The sequence below is a fragment of the Pseudomonas sp. IT-P44 genome, from assembly GCF_949768225.1.
Classification (GTDB): Bacteria; Pseudomonadota; Gammaproteobacteria; order Pseudomonadales; family Pseudomonadaceae; genus Aquipseudomonas; species Aquipseudomonas migulae.
Window position 1 is genome coordinate 100,025 of sequence record NZ_CATKQM010000010.1, and the last position, 16,233, is coordinate 116,257.

The 16,233-nt window shown below is 57.7% G+C and carries 10 protein-coding genes and 2 pseudogenes; 9 read left to right on the forward strand and 3 right to left on the reverse strand.

From position 1 onward, the window contains the following. Positions 1 to 8: 8 nt before the first annotated feature. The 5 genes from ACM6IO_RS05710 to ACM6IO_RS05730 all read left to right on the forward strand — a co-directional run bounded on the left by ACM6IO_RS05710 (position 9) and on the right by ACM6IO_RS05730 (position 5,248). Positions 9 to 1,202: an SfnB family sulfur acquisition oxidoreductase gene (locus ACM6IO_RS05710; protein ID WP_223415274.1), complete on the forward strand. Its 1,194-nt coding sequence runs from the start codon at positions 9 to 11 to the stop codon at positions 1,200 to 1,202. Then, positions 1,202 to 2,560 carry an LLM class flavin-dependent oxidoreductase gene (locus ACM6IO_RS05715; protein WP_223452788.1) on the forward strand — a complete coding sequence of 453 codons (1,359 nt, stop codon included), beginning with the start codon at positions 1,202 to 1,204 and terminating at the stop codon, positions 2,558 to 2,560. The genes ACM6IO_RS05710 and ACM6IO_RS05715 overlap by 1 nt, the downstream gene beginning before the upstream one ends. A 120-nt stretch (positions 2,561 to 2,680) precedes the next feature. Beyond that, positions 2,681 to 3,490, forward strand: coding sequence for a MetQ/NlpA family ABC transporter substrate-binding protein (locus ACM6IO_RS05720; RefSeq protein WP_414911115.1), 810 nt, complete (start codon positions 2,681 to 2,683; stop codon positions 3,488 to 3,490). A gap of 2 nt (positions 3,491 to 3,492) precedes the next feature. After that, positions 3,493 to 4,614, forward strand: a complete 1,122-nt coding sequence (locus tag ACM6IO_RS05725) for a methionine ABC transporter ATP-binding protein (RefSeq protein ID WP_414911116.1) — start codon at positions 3,493 to 3,495, stop codon at positions 4,612 to 4,614. After that, on the forward strand, positions 4,604 to 5,248 hold the full coding sequence (locus ACM6IO_RS05730) for a methionine ABC transporter permease (RefSeq protein WP_008032501.1): 645 nt from the start codon (positions 4,604 to 4,606) through the stop codon (positions 5,246 to 5,248). Before ACM6IO_RS05725 ends, ACM6IO_RS05730 begins: the two co-directional genes overlap by 11 nt. Positions 5,249 to 5,321: 73 nt before the next feature. On the opposite strand, the gene ACM6IO_RS05735 is transcribed toward ACM6IO_RS05730, so the two are convergent. Then, positions 5,322 to 8,015: an RHS repeat-associated core domain-containing protein gene (locus tag ACM6IO_RS05735; RefSeq protein WP_414911117.1), complete on the reverse strand. Its 2,694-nt coding sequence runs from the start codon at positions 8,013 to 8,015 to the stop codon at positions 5,322 to 5,324. Between the two features lie 125 nt (positions 8,016 to 8,140). Here ACM6IO_RS05735 and ACM6IO_RS05740 point away from each other — a divergent pair. Beyond that, a pseudogene (locus tag ACM6IO_RS05740) lies at positions 8,141 to 8,371 on the forward strand (ABC transporter permease); the annotation flags it as partial. Positions 8,372 to 8,448: 77 nt separating this feature from the next. On the opposite strand, the gene ACM6IO_RS05745 reads toward ACM6IO_RS05740, so the two are convergent. Then, positions 8,449 to 11,238: an RHS repeat-associated core domain-containing protein gene (locus ACM6IO_RS05745; protein ID WP_414911118.1), complete on the reverse strand. Its 2,790-nt coding sequence runs from the start codon at positions 11,236 to 11,238 to the stop codon at positions 8,449 to 8,451. 125 nt (positions 11,239 to 11,363) lie between these two features. On the opposite strand from ACM6IO_RS05745, the pseudogene ACM6IO_RS05750 reads away from it, so the two are divergent. Next, a pseudogene (locus tag ACM6IO_RS05750) lies at positions 11,364 to 11,594 on the forward strand (ABC transporter permease); the annotation flags it as partial. Between the two features lie 46 nt (positions 11,595 to 11,640). On the opposite strand, the gene ACM6IO_RS05755 reads toward ACM6IO_RS05750, so the two are convergent. After that, positions 11,641 to 14,517 (reverse strand): RHS repeat-associated core domain-containing protein, encoded by a 2,877-nt coding sequence (locus tag ACM6IO_RS05755; protein ID WP_414911119.1) that lies wholly within the window; start codon positions 14,515 to 14,517, stop codon positions 11,641 to 11,643. A gap of 508 nt (positions 14,518 to 15,025) precedes the next feature. Between ACM6IO_RS05755 and ACM6IO_RS05760 the strand changes: the two genes are divergently transcribed. Together ACM6IO_RS05760 and ACM6IO_RS05765 are read left to right on the forward strand one after the other, a co-directional pair. Beyond that, positions 15,026 to 15,391, forward strand: a complete 366-nt coding sequence (locus ACM6IO_RS05760) for a DUF6124 family protein (RefSeq protein ID WP_008032502.1) — start codon at positions 15,026 to 15,028, stop codon at positions 15,389 to 15,391. 172 nt (positions 15,392 to 15,563) lie between these two features. Further along, on the forward strand, positions 15,564 to 16,193 hold the full coding sequence (locus tag ACM6IO_RS05765; RefSeq protein ID WP_414911120.1) for a class I SAM-dependent methyltransferase: 630 nt from the start codon (positions 15,564 to 15,566) through the stop codon (positions 16,191 to 16,193). The last annotated feature ends 40 nt before the right edge of the window (positions 16,194 to 16,233 follow it).

A 16,233-nucleotide genomic window follows, 5' to 3' on the forward strand; every position in this document is an offset into this window, starting at 1 on the left:
AGAAACACATGACAATTTCTCACCACGTCGCGGTCATAACCAGCGATGAGCAAGCCCTGATCGTCGCCAGTGACCTGGCCGAAGACTTCAAACGCGACAGCGCCCTGCGCGACCGTGAACGCCGTTTGCCGCACCCGGAACTGGAAGTGTTTTCCCGCTCGGGTCTGTGGGGCATCAGCGTGCCAAAAGAGTACGGCGGCGCCGGGGTTTCCAACGTCACGCTGGCCAAGGTGATCGCCTTGATCGCCCAGGCGGACGGCTCCCTCGGACAAATTCCGCAGAACCATTTTTACGCCCTCGAAGTGCTGCGCGTGAACGGCAGCGCCGAGCAGAAAAAACGTCTCTATGCAGAAGTGCTGGCCGGCCAGCGTTTCGGCAATGCACTCGCCGAACTCGGCACCAAAACCGCCCACGACCGCGTCACCAGTCTGACCCGCGACGGTGACGGCTATCGCATCAACGGCCGCAAGTTCTACGCAACGGGCGCGATCTACGCGCAACGCATCCCGACCTCGGTGGTGGATGAAAACGGTGTGCAGCAACTGGCGTTCGTTCCGCGCGACAGCAAAGGGCTGACGGTCATCGACGACTGGAGCGGTTTTGGCCAGCGCACCACCGGCAGCGGTTCGGTGGTGTTCGAAGACGTCTTTGTGGCCGCCGAAGACGTGATCCCGTTTCAAAGCGCCTTCGAACGCCCGACTCCGGTCGGCCCGTTGGCACAGATTCTTCACGCCGCCATAGACACCGGCATCGCACGCGCCGCCTATGAAGACGCGCTGCATTTCGTGCGGACCAAAACCCGTCCATGGATCGACGCCACACACGAAAAAGCCATCGACGACCCGTTGACCATCAAGAGCTTCGGCCACCTGAGCATCCGCCTGCACGCCGCCGAAGCCTTGCTGGAGCGCTCCGGCGAATTCCTCGACAAGGCTCAAGCCGACACCAACGCACAGACCGTTGCCGCCGCGTCGATTGCCGTCGCCGAAGCCCGCGCCATCAGCACTGAAATCTCCCTTGCCGCCGGCAGCACGCTGTTTGAACTGGCCGGCAGCCAGGCGACCCTGATCGAACACGGACTGGATCGCCACTGGCGCAACGCTCGGGTGCACACGCTGCACGACCCGGTGCGCTGGAAGTATCACGCCGTGGGCAACTACTACCTCAACGATGAAAACCCTCCGTTGCGAGGGACCATCTGATGGCTGGTGAGAAAAAGAAGATCCTGCTCAACGCGTTCAACATGAACTGCATCGGGCACATCAACCATGGGTTGTGGACGCACCCACGGGACACCTCGACTCAATACAAGACCATCGAGTATTGGACCGAACTGGCGCAGTTGCTGGAGCGCGGTTTGTTCGACGGCTTGTTCATCGCTGACATCGTCGGCGTGTACGACGTCTACCAGAACTCGGTGGACGTGCCGCTGAAAGAATCGATCCAGCTGCCGGTCAACGACCCGCTGCTGCTGGTCTCGGCGATGGCGGCGGTGACGAAAAACCTCGGTTTCGGCCTGACCGCCAACCTGACGTATGAACCGCCGTACCTGTTCGCCCGACGCATGTCGACGCTCGATCACCTGAGCCGCGGCCGGGTCGGCTGGAACATCGTCACCGGCTACCTCGACAGCGCCGCCAAAGCCATGGGCCTGAGCGAACAAGTCGAGCACGACCGTCGTTACGACCAGGCCGACGAATACCTCGAAGTGCTCTACAAACTCTGGGAAGGCAGTTGGGAAAACGGCGCGGTGCTCAACGATCCGCAGCAGCGGATCTACGCCCAACCCGAGAAAGTGCACAAGGTCGAACACAAGGGCGAGTTCTATCAAGTCGAGGGTTATCACCTCTGCGAACCTTCGCCACAACGCACGCCGGTGCTGTTCCAGGCCGGCAGTTCGGATCGCGGTTTGCTGTTCGCCGGGCGCCATGCCGAGTGTGTGTTCATCAGCGGCCAGAACAAACCGTCGACCAGGGTTCAGGTGGACAAGGTGCGCGCCAGCGCCGTTGAAGCCGGGCGCAATCCTGAGGACATCAAGGTGTTCATGGGGCTGAACGTGATCGTCGGCGCCACCGAAGAGCTGGCCTGGGCCAAGCACGCCGAATACCTGAGCTACGCCAGTGCCGAGGCCGGCGTGGCGCATTTCTCGGCATCGACCGGGATCGATTTTTCCGAGTACGCCATCGACGAACCGATCCAGTACGTGAAGAGCAACGCGATTCAATCGGCAACCAAAAACCTGCAAAACAACGACTGGACCCGGCGCAAATTGCTTGAGCAACACGCGCTCGGTGGCCGCTACATCACGGTGGTCGGTTCACCTGAGCAAGTGGCCGATGAGCTGGAATCCTGGATCGCCGAAACCGGGCTGGATGGCTTCAACCTGACACGAATTGTCACGCCGGAAAGCTATGTGGATTTCATCGAACTGGTGATTCCCGAGTTGCAGCGGCGTGGGTCGTACAAGACCGCTTATGACGACGGCAGCCTGCGGGAGAAGCTGTTTCACGCAGAGGCGCATTTGCCTGAGCAACACACCGGCTCCGCGTTTCGCCGTTAAAAGCTTCGCGAGCAAGCTTCGCTCCTACAGGGGCACTGCAATCCCCTGTAGGAGCGAGGCTTGCCCGCGAAGAGGCCCGACCAAACACCCCAAATTTATGCACTGACTGGAAAAAACATCATGACCAAGAACTACCTCTCTCACCCAGTCAAAGCACTGGCCCTGGCCCTCGGCCTCTTCAGCTCCATCACCTTCGCCGCCGACGCGCCGCTGAAAGTCGGCACCACCGCCGCCTTCGCCATCCCGCTGGAAGCCGCCGTCGAAGAAGCCAACAAACAAGGCCTGAAAGTCGAACTCGTCGAGTTCACCGACTGGATCGCGCCCAACGTCAGCCTCGCCGCCGGTGACATCGACGTGAACTACTTCCAGCACGTGCCGTTCCTGGAAAACGCCAAGGCTGCCGCCGGTTTTGACCTGGTGCCGTTCGCGCCGGGCATCATCAACAACGTCGGCCTCTACTCGAAAAAATACAAAAGCTTCGACGAACTGCCGGAAGGCGCCAGCGTCGCCATCGCCAACGACCCGATCAACAGCGGTCGCGGCCTGCAACTGCTGGCCAAGGCCGGCCTGATCACGCTCAAGCCGGGCGTCGGCTACAAGGCTACCGAAGAAGACATCATCGCCAACCCGAAAAAAATCAAAATCCTGCAAGTTGAAGCCGTGCAACTGGTACGCGCCTATGACGACGCCGATCTGGTCCAGGGCTACCCGGCCTACATCCGCCTGGCGAAGACCTTCGATGCAGGTTCCGCGCTGCTGTTCGACGGCCTCGATCACAAGGAATACGTGATCCAGTTCGTGATCCAGCCGAAAAACAAAGCCGACCCGCGCCTGATCAAATTCGTCGACATCTACCAGCATTCGCCAGCCGTTCGCGCAGCGTTGGATAAGGCCCACGGCAAACTCTATCAAGCCGGTTGGGAAAGCTGAGAATGACGGCCGCGATCCAACGGCGACTGGATATTCCAGAGCCTCAGCAAGCTAAACAGACCGAACTGCACCCCGACCTGAACCGTGCTCACGTGCGCTTCATCGGCTTGGGCAAAACCTACAACGGCCAGCAAGGTCCGGTGGCGGCGCTGCACGGCATCGACCTGGCCATCCAGCGCGGTGAAGTGTTCGGCATCATCGGCCGCAGCGGTGCCGGCAAGTCGTCACTGATCCGCACCATCAACCGTCTCGAACAACCGAGCACGGGACGTGTGCTGATCGATCAGGTGGACATCGGCGAGTTCGATGAAGACCGCCTGGTGGCGCTGCGTCGGCGCATCGGCATGATCTTCCAGCACTTCAACCTGATGTCGGCCAAGACCGTTTGGCAGAACGTCGAGTTGCCGCTGAAAGTCGCCGGCGTGCCCAAGGAGAAACGCGAGCAGAAAGTTCGTGAGCTGTTGGAACTGGTCGGCCTGCAAGAGAAGCACAAGGCCTACCCGGCGCAGCTTTCCGGCGGGCAGAAACAGCGCGTGGGCATCGCCCGCGCGCTGGTGCACGACCCGGAGATTCTGTTGTGCGACGAGGCCACCTCGGCGCTGGACCCGGAGACCACGCAATCGATCCTCGGCCTGCTGCGCGAGATCAATCAGCGTCTGGGCCTGACCATCGTGCTGATTACTCACGAGATGGCGGTGATCCGCGACATCTGCGACCGCGTCGTGGTGTTGGAGCATGGCCGCATCGTTGAGCAAGGCCCGGTGTGGGAAGTCTTCGGCAACCCGCAGCATGAGGTCAGCAAAACCTTACTGGCGCCGTTGCAACACGCGTTGCCGCAGGAGCTGCAAAGTCGTCTCCAGACGCAACCACAGTCGTCCGACGCCGCCGTGGTCCTGCGTTTGCAATTCACCGGCAGCGCCACCGACGAACCGGATCTGGCCGCGCTGTTCGCCGCCCTCGGCGGTCGCGTGCGCTTGTTGCAAGGTGGCGTGGAACGGATTCAGGGCCATGCGCTGGGGCAATTGCTGCTGGCGGTGACCGGTTCGCCGCTGGGCGCGGAAGAACTGCGCCAGCGCGCCGGCAACTGGGCGCAACAGGTGGAGGTGCTGGGTTATGTGGTTTGATCGGTTGCTGCAAGGCTTCATCGACACGTTTTTGATGGTTGGCGTGTCGTCATTGATTGCGCTGCTGGCGGGGATTCCGCTGGCAGTGATCCTGGTTACCAGCTCCAAGGGCGGGATCTACGAAGCACCGGCGCTGAACCGCGCCTTGGGTGGGTTCGTGAACCTGTTTCGCTCGATTCCGTTTTTGATTTTGATGGTGGCGTTGATTCCGTTTACCCGGTTGATCGTTGGCACCACTTATGGCGTATGGGCGGCCGTGGTCCCGCTGACGATTGCGGCCACGCCGTTCTTTGCGCGTATCGCGGAAGTCAGTTTGCGTGAGGTGGATTACGGTTTGATCGAAGCAGCGCAGGCGATGGGATGCCGGCGTTGGCACATTGTCTGGCATGTGTTGTTGCCGGAAGCGCTGCCAGGGATTGTCGGTGGTTTCACGATCACCTTGGTGACCATGATCAACTCGTCGGCCATGGCCGGGGCGATTGGTGCGGGTGGGTTGGGGGACATTGCGTATCGGTATGGGTATCAGCGGTTTGATAGCCAGATCATGCTGACGGTGATTGTGTTGCTGGTGGTGTTGGTGGCGGTGATTCAGTTGGGTGGGGATCGGTTGGCTCGGGGGTTGAACAAGCGCTAGGCGAGAAGCTAAAAGTGCGAAAGCGCTTTTAGCCAGCGAGTTCTCGATGCCAAGAAGTTAATACTGCTGGAATCTAAGGACTAGTAGAAAGCCAAGTACGGACCCTATCAACTCTTGCTAAAAATGCATTTTTTGAACGTTGAATCTCGAGAGGATCGGCGACATCAAGCCCGTTGGTGTGCTCATCATAAAAAGCGGGCCAGTCGGTCTCATTAAATTTTTCCACGACGATGGAATTTTCAAAAAATATCGAAAGGTGGGCATCTCCGAGCTCTAACCCTGGGCCTTTCGGCCTTGAGTCAGCCGAACCAAGGCCAAGTATTTGCTCATGATCAATAGCGTAAAATTTTCCGGCCTCATCAAAAACAACGTTCGATCCTTCATTATCTCGATCACGAATATCAATCAAATAATCAAAAACATACAAGCTTGTTTTCTCTCTATTGAAACCCATTGAACAAGCAGACCTGTCCATTACTGGCTGGATGTAACGCGAGACAACTGCTCGCCTCCGCTCCTGCACAAGTGCAGTTTCAGGAACAAAATCCAGCCCCAACTGCTCACTTAGCCTAAAAGCAAATACCTCATTATTGGCCCTGATACGCTGCAATTCCATTTCGTCATCAGGCGTCCACATTTCAGCATAGTTTTTATACACAACCCTATAACCATCAATATCCAACAAGCTCACTTCATTACTCCTGGAAAGATCCGTAACGAGAGATGCGTTATCAATATGATCCTGCGAATAGAGAAGTTCTGGAAGGCCTTGAATTTTTTGCAACTGCATATTGACCGAATCAACCTTTACCAAACCGCCTGCATCTTTAAAACGCAACACATTATTTCCCAGCATGCAGTAAAGGTTCGGACCATTAATTAATCCCGCAGGATCGGAACAAATCCATCGCTGTAACCACGGCGCGTAATACCGGAATCCGTAGTAATAAAGTCCTGTCGCATCCCGCTCCTTGCCCGAGTAGCGAATGGTTTTGTACTTCGCCACCAAGGCGCTTTCCCCCGCCCAGCATGCGGTGCCGCCGAAGGGGTAATAGTATTCCTGGGTCAGCACGCAGGCTTCGTGATCCAGTTCCAACGTGCTGGAACCGAGGTGGTCGCAGAGGCTGTAACGCAATTGATCGGCATGCGCGCCTTCGGGCCAGTGCAAGGCGCGAACACTGCAGCGTCCTGCTTCAATGCTGATGACATGGTGTTCTTTGCCATCGGACTGGCGGTGGAGTTCCAGGCCGGGCAGGTAACGGACTTCAGTACGCCCTGTGCGGCCACGGGTCTGGTTGAAATGCACTTTGCGCAGCCGATGACCGGGACGGTCGTAGGCGTAGCATTCGTAATCGTCGGGGTCGTCTTCACGCTTGACCAGAGTCACCCGGCTCAACTGGTTGCGGATGTCCCACGTCATGGCTTGGCCGCGCTGCAACTCCAGCTGATTGCCGCAGACATCGAAGCCTGACTCGATTTCCGGCTCACCGGGCAATGAACCATCGTCCCGCTGCGCCAGGCTGCGGTTGCTGCGGGCGGAGGTGAACATCGAGAAACCCGGCGCGCCACTGTGCTGGCGGGTGATCAGATTGCCCGCTGCGTCGTACTCGAAACGCTGGGTGTAGTTGCGCCGCTGATTGGGGTCCAGCGGTGTGGGCAGCAAGTCCGGCAACGCCGGACCGTGGCTGGGGTTGGCAACTTCCCAGCCGCTGGCTTCGACCAGTTGGGACAGGCTGTCATAGCGATAACGATTGATCGGTTCGATGCGCTGGTTGTTGAACCAGGTAACGGCTTGGGCCTTGTCTTCCAGCTCGGTGATGTTGCCCGCCGGATCGTAGGTGTAATTCAGATCCTGCAACGTCTTCTGACTTCCGAGGGCGGCCATCAACCGAATCAACCGACCGTCATCGGCACCGTACTCGGCTTGCGTTTTCACACCGTTGCCAGCGATTTCGCTTTCGATCTGGTCGTGTGTGTTGTAGAGGATGTCGCTGACCAGGCATTGCGGTTGTCTGCCCTCTCCAGCCATCAGCAGCCAGGTCTCACTCAGCCTACCCGCCACGTCGTAGACAAAGGTCCGGTCATTACCCATGGCATCGGTCTGGCGCTGAATCTCACCCGAGGGAGAGAAGACGTGCCGCGTGACGAACGACTGATCTTCCAGCAACGCGTCCCGGGCCTCTAACTCGCTGGGCCAATCGGGTGGTTCAAGGTCGATCAGGAAGCGTTGGTTTTCACCCAATTGCGAACCGGGCAAACCGTAATCGGTGACGAAGCGGGTACTGGCCGGGTTGTCATGGCGGATCAGCTTTGCACATTGGTTATGCACTGCGAATGCCGGGGCAGAGCCGCCGTAGGTCAATCGCTCGACTACGTGCGGTAGTGCGTCAGCGGCTTGTTCCGTAACGGCTATCGGGCGTTGCTGATCGTCATAGGCGATGTGACGCTGACTGCCTCTGGCGTCCCGGAACGAACGCAGCGAACCGGCCTGATTCAACAGGCTCAGTTGCCAGCCGGCATCGACGCTGTCCGTCAGCAAGGGATGGCCGCTCAACCCATGGACCGTCACCAGATTCGGCTTCTGCGCAGACGCCCATAAACGGGAATCCGACGACTCGACCGAACGCCCCGCAGCATCGAAAACCTGCCGGGTGATGCGCGAAGCAATGACGTTCTCGTCCGGATGCCGGCAATAGCCCACCTCGCGAATCGCCAAGGCTCGCGGGTCCATGACCGACAGGGTCGGCGTGTGTGGGTGAGCGTTCACGGTATCGACGGTCCTTCGCTCGGATCGAGGTAAGACTGAGCCTTTTTGGGCCGCGCCGATACTGACAGAAGTAACAGGTAACCTCACCGTTGGGCGTGTTCGTTGAACGTGTTTCGCTCGAGTCCGTTTTTCCGGGGATTGTCGGTGGTTTCACGATCACCTTGGTGACCATGATCAACTCGTCGGCCATGGCCGGGGCGATTGGTGCGGGTGGGTTGGGGGACATTGCTTATCGGTATGGGTATCAGCGGTTTGATAGCCAGATCATGTTGACGGTGATTGTGTTGCTGGTGGTGTTGGTGGCGGTGATTCAGTTGGGTGGGGATCGGTTGGCTCGGGGGTTGAACAAGCGCTGAAGCAAATGAATGACCTCAACGAGGGGAGCAGTTCGCAAACACCTGCCCCTCCCGTTCAAGCAATAAATAACTAGCTGTCACTTCGTATATAGCTGACTCAATCGGTGGCCAAGAGATCGGAAAAATGAAGTTTTTTTGGTCTTATTCTGAACGAGTGGACGTGTGACTCGGCTGGTGCCAATGGACGGTTGCACGGGCTCAGCCAATGGTTTGGCAAGTCCCAACATAGATTCTTCATTGTAGATCTGCCGGGCAGTCATCCCTTTAGCCTCCATCTTGAAAATGATGCTCCGGCCATCACTTTCTCCAAATTTCGCTTTGGCGGCTTCCCAGACACCTTGTTCTTTGAGGTAGGTGATCAAGCCATTGAAATCTCGCTTGTACGTGTTCACCAGGCGCGCATACGTTTCGGGCGAGTCAATAGAATTGATTCGAAGTGTTGAATCAAACGACGAGCTCTCGGGAATCGGGGCATAGCTCACTGACTGTTGCTGCGGAGCAATCTCGCGAATCATCGCCTCAACGTCAATTGAGGATTCGGGTTTGTAGTGGCCGGAATGATTGTTGATGACGAATTTTGAAGGGGCCTGTTTATCAATTTTCAACAGCCCCGCGAACTCTGGAAGTCCCATGCCAGGCTGGATGCCCATGTGCTGAAAATACATATTGGCAAACAGACGTAGCTTGCCGCTCTGGTCACGAAATGCAGCAATGGCATGTCCGAAAGATGATGGGTACCACTCGGAATTTTCACCCTCGAACACCTTCATACCTCGACCATGAACCGGGCCGGTACTCATGAACGTGTTTTTCTCATCATTCCAAATCAGCTCCTCGAACCATCCCGTGCCAATGGTTTTACTCATTGGGTTGACGATATCGTCGATAAAAACATCGACTGGAATCGATAACGTGCCTTGCCAGTCGTAGAAATTAATCGGGTTGTTCCTCACCATCGCATAGCGATTCAGCCCATCCTTGTCTCCTGCCGGGTCTGGGCATATCCAACGCTGCAACCACGGCGCGTAGTATCGATAGCCGTAGTAATAAAGCCCCGTTGAATCCCGCTCTTTACCCGAGTAGCGAATCGTTTTGTACTTCGCCACCAACGCACTTTTACCGGCCCAGCATGCGGTGCCGCCGAAGGCGTAATAGTGCTCTTGGGTCAGCACGCCGGCTTCGTGATCCAGCTCCAACGTGCTGGAACCGAGGTGGTTGCAGAGGCTGTAACGCAATTGATCGGCATGCGCTCCTTCGGGCCAGTGCAAGGCCCGAACGCTGCAACGGCCGGCTTCGATGCTGATGACATGGCGCTCTTCGCCATCGGACTGGCGGTGGAGTTCCAGGCCGGGCAGGTAGCGGACTTCAGTACGCCCTGTCCGGCCACTGGCCTGGTTGCAATGCACTTTGCGCAGCCGATGACCGGGGCGGTCGTAGGCATAGCATTCGTAATCGTCAGACCCACTGATGCGTTTGACCAACGTCACCCGGCTCAATTGGTTGCGGATGTCCCAGGTCATGGCTTGGCCGCGCTGCAACTCCAGCTGATTGCCGCAGGCATCGAAGCCTGAATCGATGTCGGATTCCCCCGGCAGCGACCCGTCGTCCCGCTGCGCCAGGCTGCGGTTGCTGCGGGTGGAGGTGAACATCGAGAAACCCGGTGCACCACTGTGCTGGCGGGTGATCAGATTGCCCGCCGCGTCGTACTCGAAGCGCTGGGTGTAGTTGCGCCGCTGATTGGGGTCCAGCGGTGTGGGCAGCAAGTCCGGCAACGCCGGTCCGTGACTCGGGTTGGCGACTTCCCAGCCGCTGGCTTCGACCAGTTGGGACAGGCTGTCATAGCGATAACGATTGATCGGTTCGATGCGCTGGTTGTTGAACCAGGTAACGGCTTGGGCCTTGTCTTCCAGTTCGGTGATGTTGCCCAACGGATCGTAGGTGTAATTCAGGTCCTGAACGGGATCTTCATTCCCGACTGCCGCCACCAATCGTATTAAACGACCGTTCTCGGCGTCGTACTCGGCTCGCGTTTGAACGCCATTGCCGGCCGTTTCACTTTCGATCTGGTCGTGTGCGTTGTAGCGGATGTCGCTGACCAGCTGTTGTGGTTGTCTGCCCTCTCCAGCCATCAGCAGCCAGGTCTCACTCAGCTTGCCTGCCACGTCATAGGCAAAGGTACGGTGATTGCCCATGGCATCGGTCTGGCGCTGAATCTCGCCCGTGGGAGAGAAGACGTGCCGCGTGACGAACGACTGATCTTCCAGCAACGCGTCCCGGGCCTCTACCTCGCTGGGCCAATCGGGTGGTTCAAGGTCGATCAGGAAGCATTGGTTTTCAGTCAATTGCGAACCGGCCAAACCGAAGTCGGTGACGAAGCGGGTACCGGCTGGATTGTCATGACGGATCACCGCTGCGCATTGGTTATGCACTGCGAATGCCGGGGCAGAGCCGCCGTAGGTCAATCGCTCGACCACACGCGGTAATGCTTCGGCGGTCTGTTCCGTAACGGCTATCGGACGTTGCTGATCGTCATAGGCGATGTGACGCTGACTGCCTCTGGCGTCCCAGAACGATCGCAGCGAACCGGCCTGATTCAACAGGCTCAGTTGCCAGCCGGCATCGACGCTGTCCGTCAGCAACGATTGGCCACTCAACCCATGGATTGTCGTCAAATTCGGCTTCTGCGCAGACGCCCATAAACGGGGATCCGACGACTCGACCAAACGCCCCGCAGCATCGAAAACCTGCCGGGTGATGCGCGAAGCAATGACGTTCTCGTCCGGGTGCCGGCAATAGCCCACCTCGCGAATCGCCAAGGCTCGCGGGTCCATGACCGACAGGGTCGGCGTGTGTGGGTGAGCGTTCACGGTCTCGACGGTCCTTCGCTCGGGTCGAGGTAAGACTGAGCCTTTCTTGGCCCAACCGATACTGGCAGAAGTAACAGGTAACCTCACCGTTGGGTGTGTTCGTTGAACCTGTTTCGCTCGATTCCGTTTTTCCGGGGATTGTCGGTGGTTTCACGATCACCTTGGTGACCATGATCAACTCGTCGGCCATGGCCGGGGCGATTGGTGCGGGTGGGTTGGGGGACATTGCTTATCGGTATGGGTATCAGCGGTTTGATAGCCAGATCATGTTGACGGTGATTGTGTTGCTGGTGGTGTTGGTGGCGGTGATTCAGTTGGGTGGGGATCGGTTGGCTCGGGGGTTGAATAAGCGCTGAGCAGGGACCAGGCAAGGAAGCCGACTTCCTGATCACCGCAATGAACCTAGTGAGGATTCTGCACGCGCTCGACTCTATAGTTAAGACCTCCCTGATGGCTGAGCATCAATCTGTAGACTCCACGCCCCCTACTGCCGTGATATCCACTCAAGTCTGCAGACCATAAACCACCGCGATGGCGGTGCCAGTGGAGCGCTTTCGTACGACCTGCGCGCAAATCACTGATCGCCGACTCGACGATTTCCCTGTCAGAATCAGATGCGTCATTCAGGATCCTATCTACCTCTTTTGTATCAATTATCCATCGCTGGTCGGGTGCGGACGCCGCATTTGGAAGTTGGGCCAATCCTGAACCAGACTGCGAAGTGCTGCGCCCCTTTCGTCGACCGGAAACAGGTACAAAACTGCCTGAATCAAATTGGTTCGGGTCGGTAAGGGCCGATGTGGTTGACGAGCTTTCTCTCGACTTATCTCGAAGTAACACCGTGCTGTGGCCAATTTTCCTTAACCCACGTTCGGGATTGTTATCCGATCTCAGGACCTGATCAGCCTGATCAGCCGTTGCTGTGGGACCTGCATATCCATAAATTTTCCCTGCACGATTATCGAAAAGCATGAGACTAAAGTCGTTTGAAACATTTCGCCGCCCGTATGCGAAATCCACAAACCTGCCGGTTTCGCCCGCCGTCAAATTTGCGTTCTTTGCGAGCTCGCGTACGGAACGTCTAAACCTTTCACCTGAATTTCTCTCCTTCTCCTCTTCTTTTATAGCGCTAGCCTCCGGTCTTGATTGCTGATGTTCGTGCCAACGCATGATTGCAAACAGCGCACCGCCCACCAAGGCTCCAACTGACGACCCCATTTGAGCATTCCCGTCTATCCCACCCGATCCTGCTCCGATCAGGGCGAACAAGACCATAATGATGACGCCTCCCAACATTTGAGTGCCCTGAACCTGCTCTCCCTCCAACCCGAATCTATCAATGAAGTTGATCGGGTTGTTACCCACCATTGCGTAACGATTAGGCCCATCCAGATGACCTGCGGGATCTGGACTTGTCCACCGCTGTAACCACGGCGCGTAATATCGATAGCCGTAGCAATAAAGCCCCGTTGCATCCCGCTCTTTGCCGGAATAGCGAATCGTTTTGTACTTCGCCACCAACGTATTTTTACCAGCCCAGCATGCGGTGCCGCCGAAGGGATAATAGTGTTCCTGGGTCAGCATGCCGGCTTCGTGATCCAACTCCAACGTGCTGGAACCGAGGTGGTTGCAGAGGCTGTAACGCAATTGATCGGCATACGTTCCTTCGGGCCAGTGCAAAGCCCGAACGCTGCAACGGCCGGCTTCGATGCTGATGACATGGCGCTCTTCGCCATCGGACTGGCGGTGGAGTTCCAGGCCGGGCAGGTAGCGGACTTCAGTACGCCCTGTCCGGCCACTGGTCTGGTTGAAATGCACCTTGCGCAGCCGATGGCCGGGGCGGTCGTAGGCATAGCACTCGTAATCGTCGGGGTCATCATCACGCTTGACCAACGTCACCCGGCTCAACTGGTTGCGAATGTCCCAGGTCATGGTTTGGCCGCGCTGCAACTCCAGCTGATTGCCGCAGGCATCGAAGCCTGACTCGATTTCTGGCTCGCCGGACAATGAACCATCGTCACGCTGCGCCAGGCTGCGGTTGCTGCGGGCGGAGGTGAACATCGAGAAACCGGGCGCACCGCTGTGCTGGCGGGTGATCAGATTGCCCGCTGCGTCGTACTCGAAACGCTGCGTGTAGTTGCGCCGCTGATTGGGGTCCAGCGGTGTGGGCAGTAAATCCGGCAACTCCGGTCCGTGGCTGGGGCTGGCAACTTCCCAACCCTTGGCTTCGACCAGTTGAGACAGGCTGTCATAGCAATAGCGGTTGATCGGTTCGATGCGCTGATTGTTGAACCAGGTAACGGCTTGGGCCTTGTCTTCCAGCTTGATGATGTTGCCCGCCGCATCGTAGGTGTAAATCAGATCCTGCAACGACTTCTGACTTCCGACGGCGGCCACCAACCGCATCAACCGACCGTCATCGGCACCGTACTCGGCTCGCGTTTGAACGCCATTGCCGGCGGTTTCGCTTTCGATCTGGTCGTGGGCGTTGTAGCGGATGTCGCTGACCAGCTGTTGTAGTTGTCTGCCCTCTCCAGCCAGCAGCAGCCAAGTTTCACTCAGCCTGCCTGCCACGTCATAGGCAAAGGTCCGGTCATTACCCATGGCATCGGTCTGGCGCTGAATCTCGCCCGTGGGAGAGAAGACGTGCCGCGTGACGAACGACTGATCTTCCAGCAACGCGTCCCGGGCTTCGAACTCACTGGGCCAATCGGGTGGTTCAAGGTCTTTCAGGAAGCATTGGTTTTCACTCATTTCCGAACCGGCCAAACCGTAGTCGGTCACGAAGCGGGTACTGGCCGGGTTGTCATGGCGGATCAGCTTTGCACATTGGTTATGCACAGCGAATGCCGGGGCAGAGCCGCCGTAGGTCAGACGTTCAACTACACGCGGCAACTCTTGTGCAGCCTGCTCCGTCACCGAAAGCAGACGCTGCTGATTGTCATACTCGCACTGACGCTGATTACCCCGCCCATCCCAGAATGAATGCAGCGAGCCAACGTGATCCAACAGACTCAGTTGCCAACCGGCGTCCGCACTTTTCGTCAACACGGGCTGACCACTCAAGCCGTAGACAGTCGCCTGGTTCGGCTGCGGTGCCGTACCCCAAAGCCGTGGATCCCATGACGCAACCAACCGCCCGGCCGCCTCGTAAATTTGCCGGGTGATGCGCGTATCAGCGTCTGGCTTGTCCGGATGGCGACAGTAGCCCACATTGCGGATCGCCAACGAACGCGGATCTATAACCGACACCGTCGGGGTGTGGCGGTGAGCATTCACGGTCTCGACGTTCCTTCGCTCGGATCAAGGTAAGACTGAGCCTTTTTTGGCCGGGTCGATACTGTAAGAAGTAACAGGTAGCCGCACCGAGAGTGTTGGGGGGACGGGGGTTGAACAAGCGCTGAATCAAGGTTAGCGGTAGGAAATTCACTACAAATCGGGAAGTTTTCCCACAGAGAAATCAGCACTCCTACAAGGCCAATCCCTTTCATTTGCAGGACGTTTCCTAGATGATTCCGCACGCTTGCGCCTGGCAAATCCGCTGGCTAGTCTCGGTCCGTCACTGCTCATCAGTGATCGGGATTAGTAGCCCGGATCGATAGGTGCATAGCGTGTTCATGATCATGTCTGGCAATTTGCCGGATGCTGAATATGGTGGCTGTGCGTGGGGCACCTTCGGGTGCGCCGGTTTGCCTATTGACCGGTCTACTAACCTGCGCGCAGCCGCCACCCATCGTTTTAGTAGGCGAAAAGTGGCGGCTCCCATGCATCAATAGGAGCAACACAAGTGAAAAAACCAGTCCCCGATCCACCTCCAGAAACCTCAAGCAAAGACAACGACGATCCGCTTAAAGGTCGTTCAGCGCTTTACCACGCAATCGATTTTTACCTCACCCGCGAACATACCGGCGCACCGGACGAACTGCGCTTCTACAACGTCAGCCAGGACGTGAACTTCGAGGACACGCAACTCTATGTCGCCGACCTTTTGCGCTGCGCCTCGGTCACCGCTTATCGGTGTGGCGATCAACTGAAAGGTGCCGACAGGGCCATGGTGTTCTCTATTTGGCATTTGCTGGAAATTGCCAAGGCGATGGTTGACCGGTCCATTGAATGTTTGGGGATGAAGCACACCGGAAACCGGCCTGAATAATCGGTCGACAGTTAAATCGCCTTCGCGGGCAAGCCTCGCTCCTACAGGTTTCACACCGTCCAGAAGATCACGCGAACCCTGTAGGAGCGAGGCTTGCCCGCGAATGGCTGCGCAGCAGCCCCGAACCTGATGGCGTATATTCGGCGAATCCCAATTGCCTGCGCAGCCCGCCATGAAACAAACCCCGGACGACCTTGAGAAAATCACCTCCACCACCCTCGGTCATTACAACTCAGTGGCCGAAGGTTTTCGCGAAGGGACGCGCGATCACGATGTCAGCCAGAACATTGATGCGTTGCTGCGGCATATTCAGGGTGAGGCGCCCTTCGACATCCTCGACTTTGGCTGCGGGCCGGGTCGGGATTTGCAGACGTTCACGCGCATGGGCCACACCGCGGTCGGCCTCGACGGTTCGGAAAAGTTTGCGCAAATGGCGCGTGAAGACAGTGGTTGCGAGGTGTGGCAGCAGGATTTTCTGAAGCTTGATTTGCCGGCTGAACGCTTTGACGGGATTTTTGCCAACGCGGTGCTGTTTCACATTCCACGTCAGGAATTGCCACGGGTGTTGAAGGAATTGCGTGGGGCGTTGAGGCCGGGTGGGGTGTTGTTCAGTTCCAATCCGCGTGGTGAAAATCAGGAGGGGTGGAATGGGCCGCGGTATGGGGCTTATCACGATCTTCAGGCGTGGCAGGATTTGCTCACCGCGGCGGGGTTTGTGGAGTTGGAGCATTACTACCGGCCGGCGGGTCTGCCGCGGGAGCAGCAGCCTTGGTTGGCGAGTGTCTGGCGTAAATCTGAGTAGTCAGGTCGGACGCCATCGCGAGCAGGCTCGCTCCCACAGG

Excerpts from the sequence above, each read along its gene's own strand:
- ACM6IO_RS05710 (WP_223415274.1), top strand. The coding sequence starts at position 9 with ATGACAATTTCTCACCACGTCGCGGTCATAACCAGCGATGAGCAAGCC.
- ACM6IO_RS05715 (WP_223452788.1), top strand. The coding sequence starts at position 1,202 with ATGGCTGGTGAGAAAAAGAAGATCCTGCTCAACGCGTTCAACATGAAC.
- ACM6IO_RS05720 (WP_414911115.1), top strand. The coding sequence starts at position 2,681 with ATGACCAAGAACTACCTCTCTCACCCAGTCAAAGCACTGGCCCTGGCC.
- ACM6IO_RS05725 (WP_414911116.1), top strand. The coding sequence starts at position 3,493 with ATGACGGCCGCGATCCAACGGCGACTGGATATTCCAGAGCCTCAGCAA.
- ACM6IO_RS05730 (WP_008032501.1), top strand. The coding sequence starts at position 4,604 with ATGTGGTTTGATCGGTTGCTGCAAGGCTTCATCGACACGTTTTTGATG.
- ACM6IO_RS05765 (WP_414911120.1), top strand. The coding sequence starts at position 15,564 with ATGAAACAAACCCCGGACGACCTTGAGAAAATCACCTCCACCACCCTC.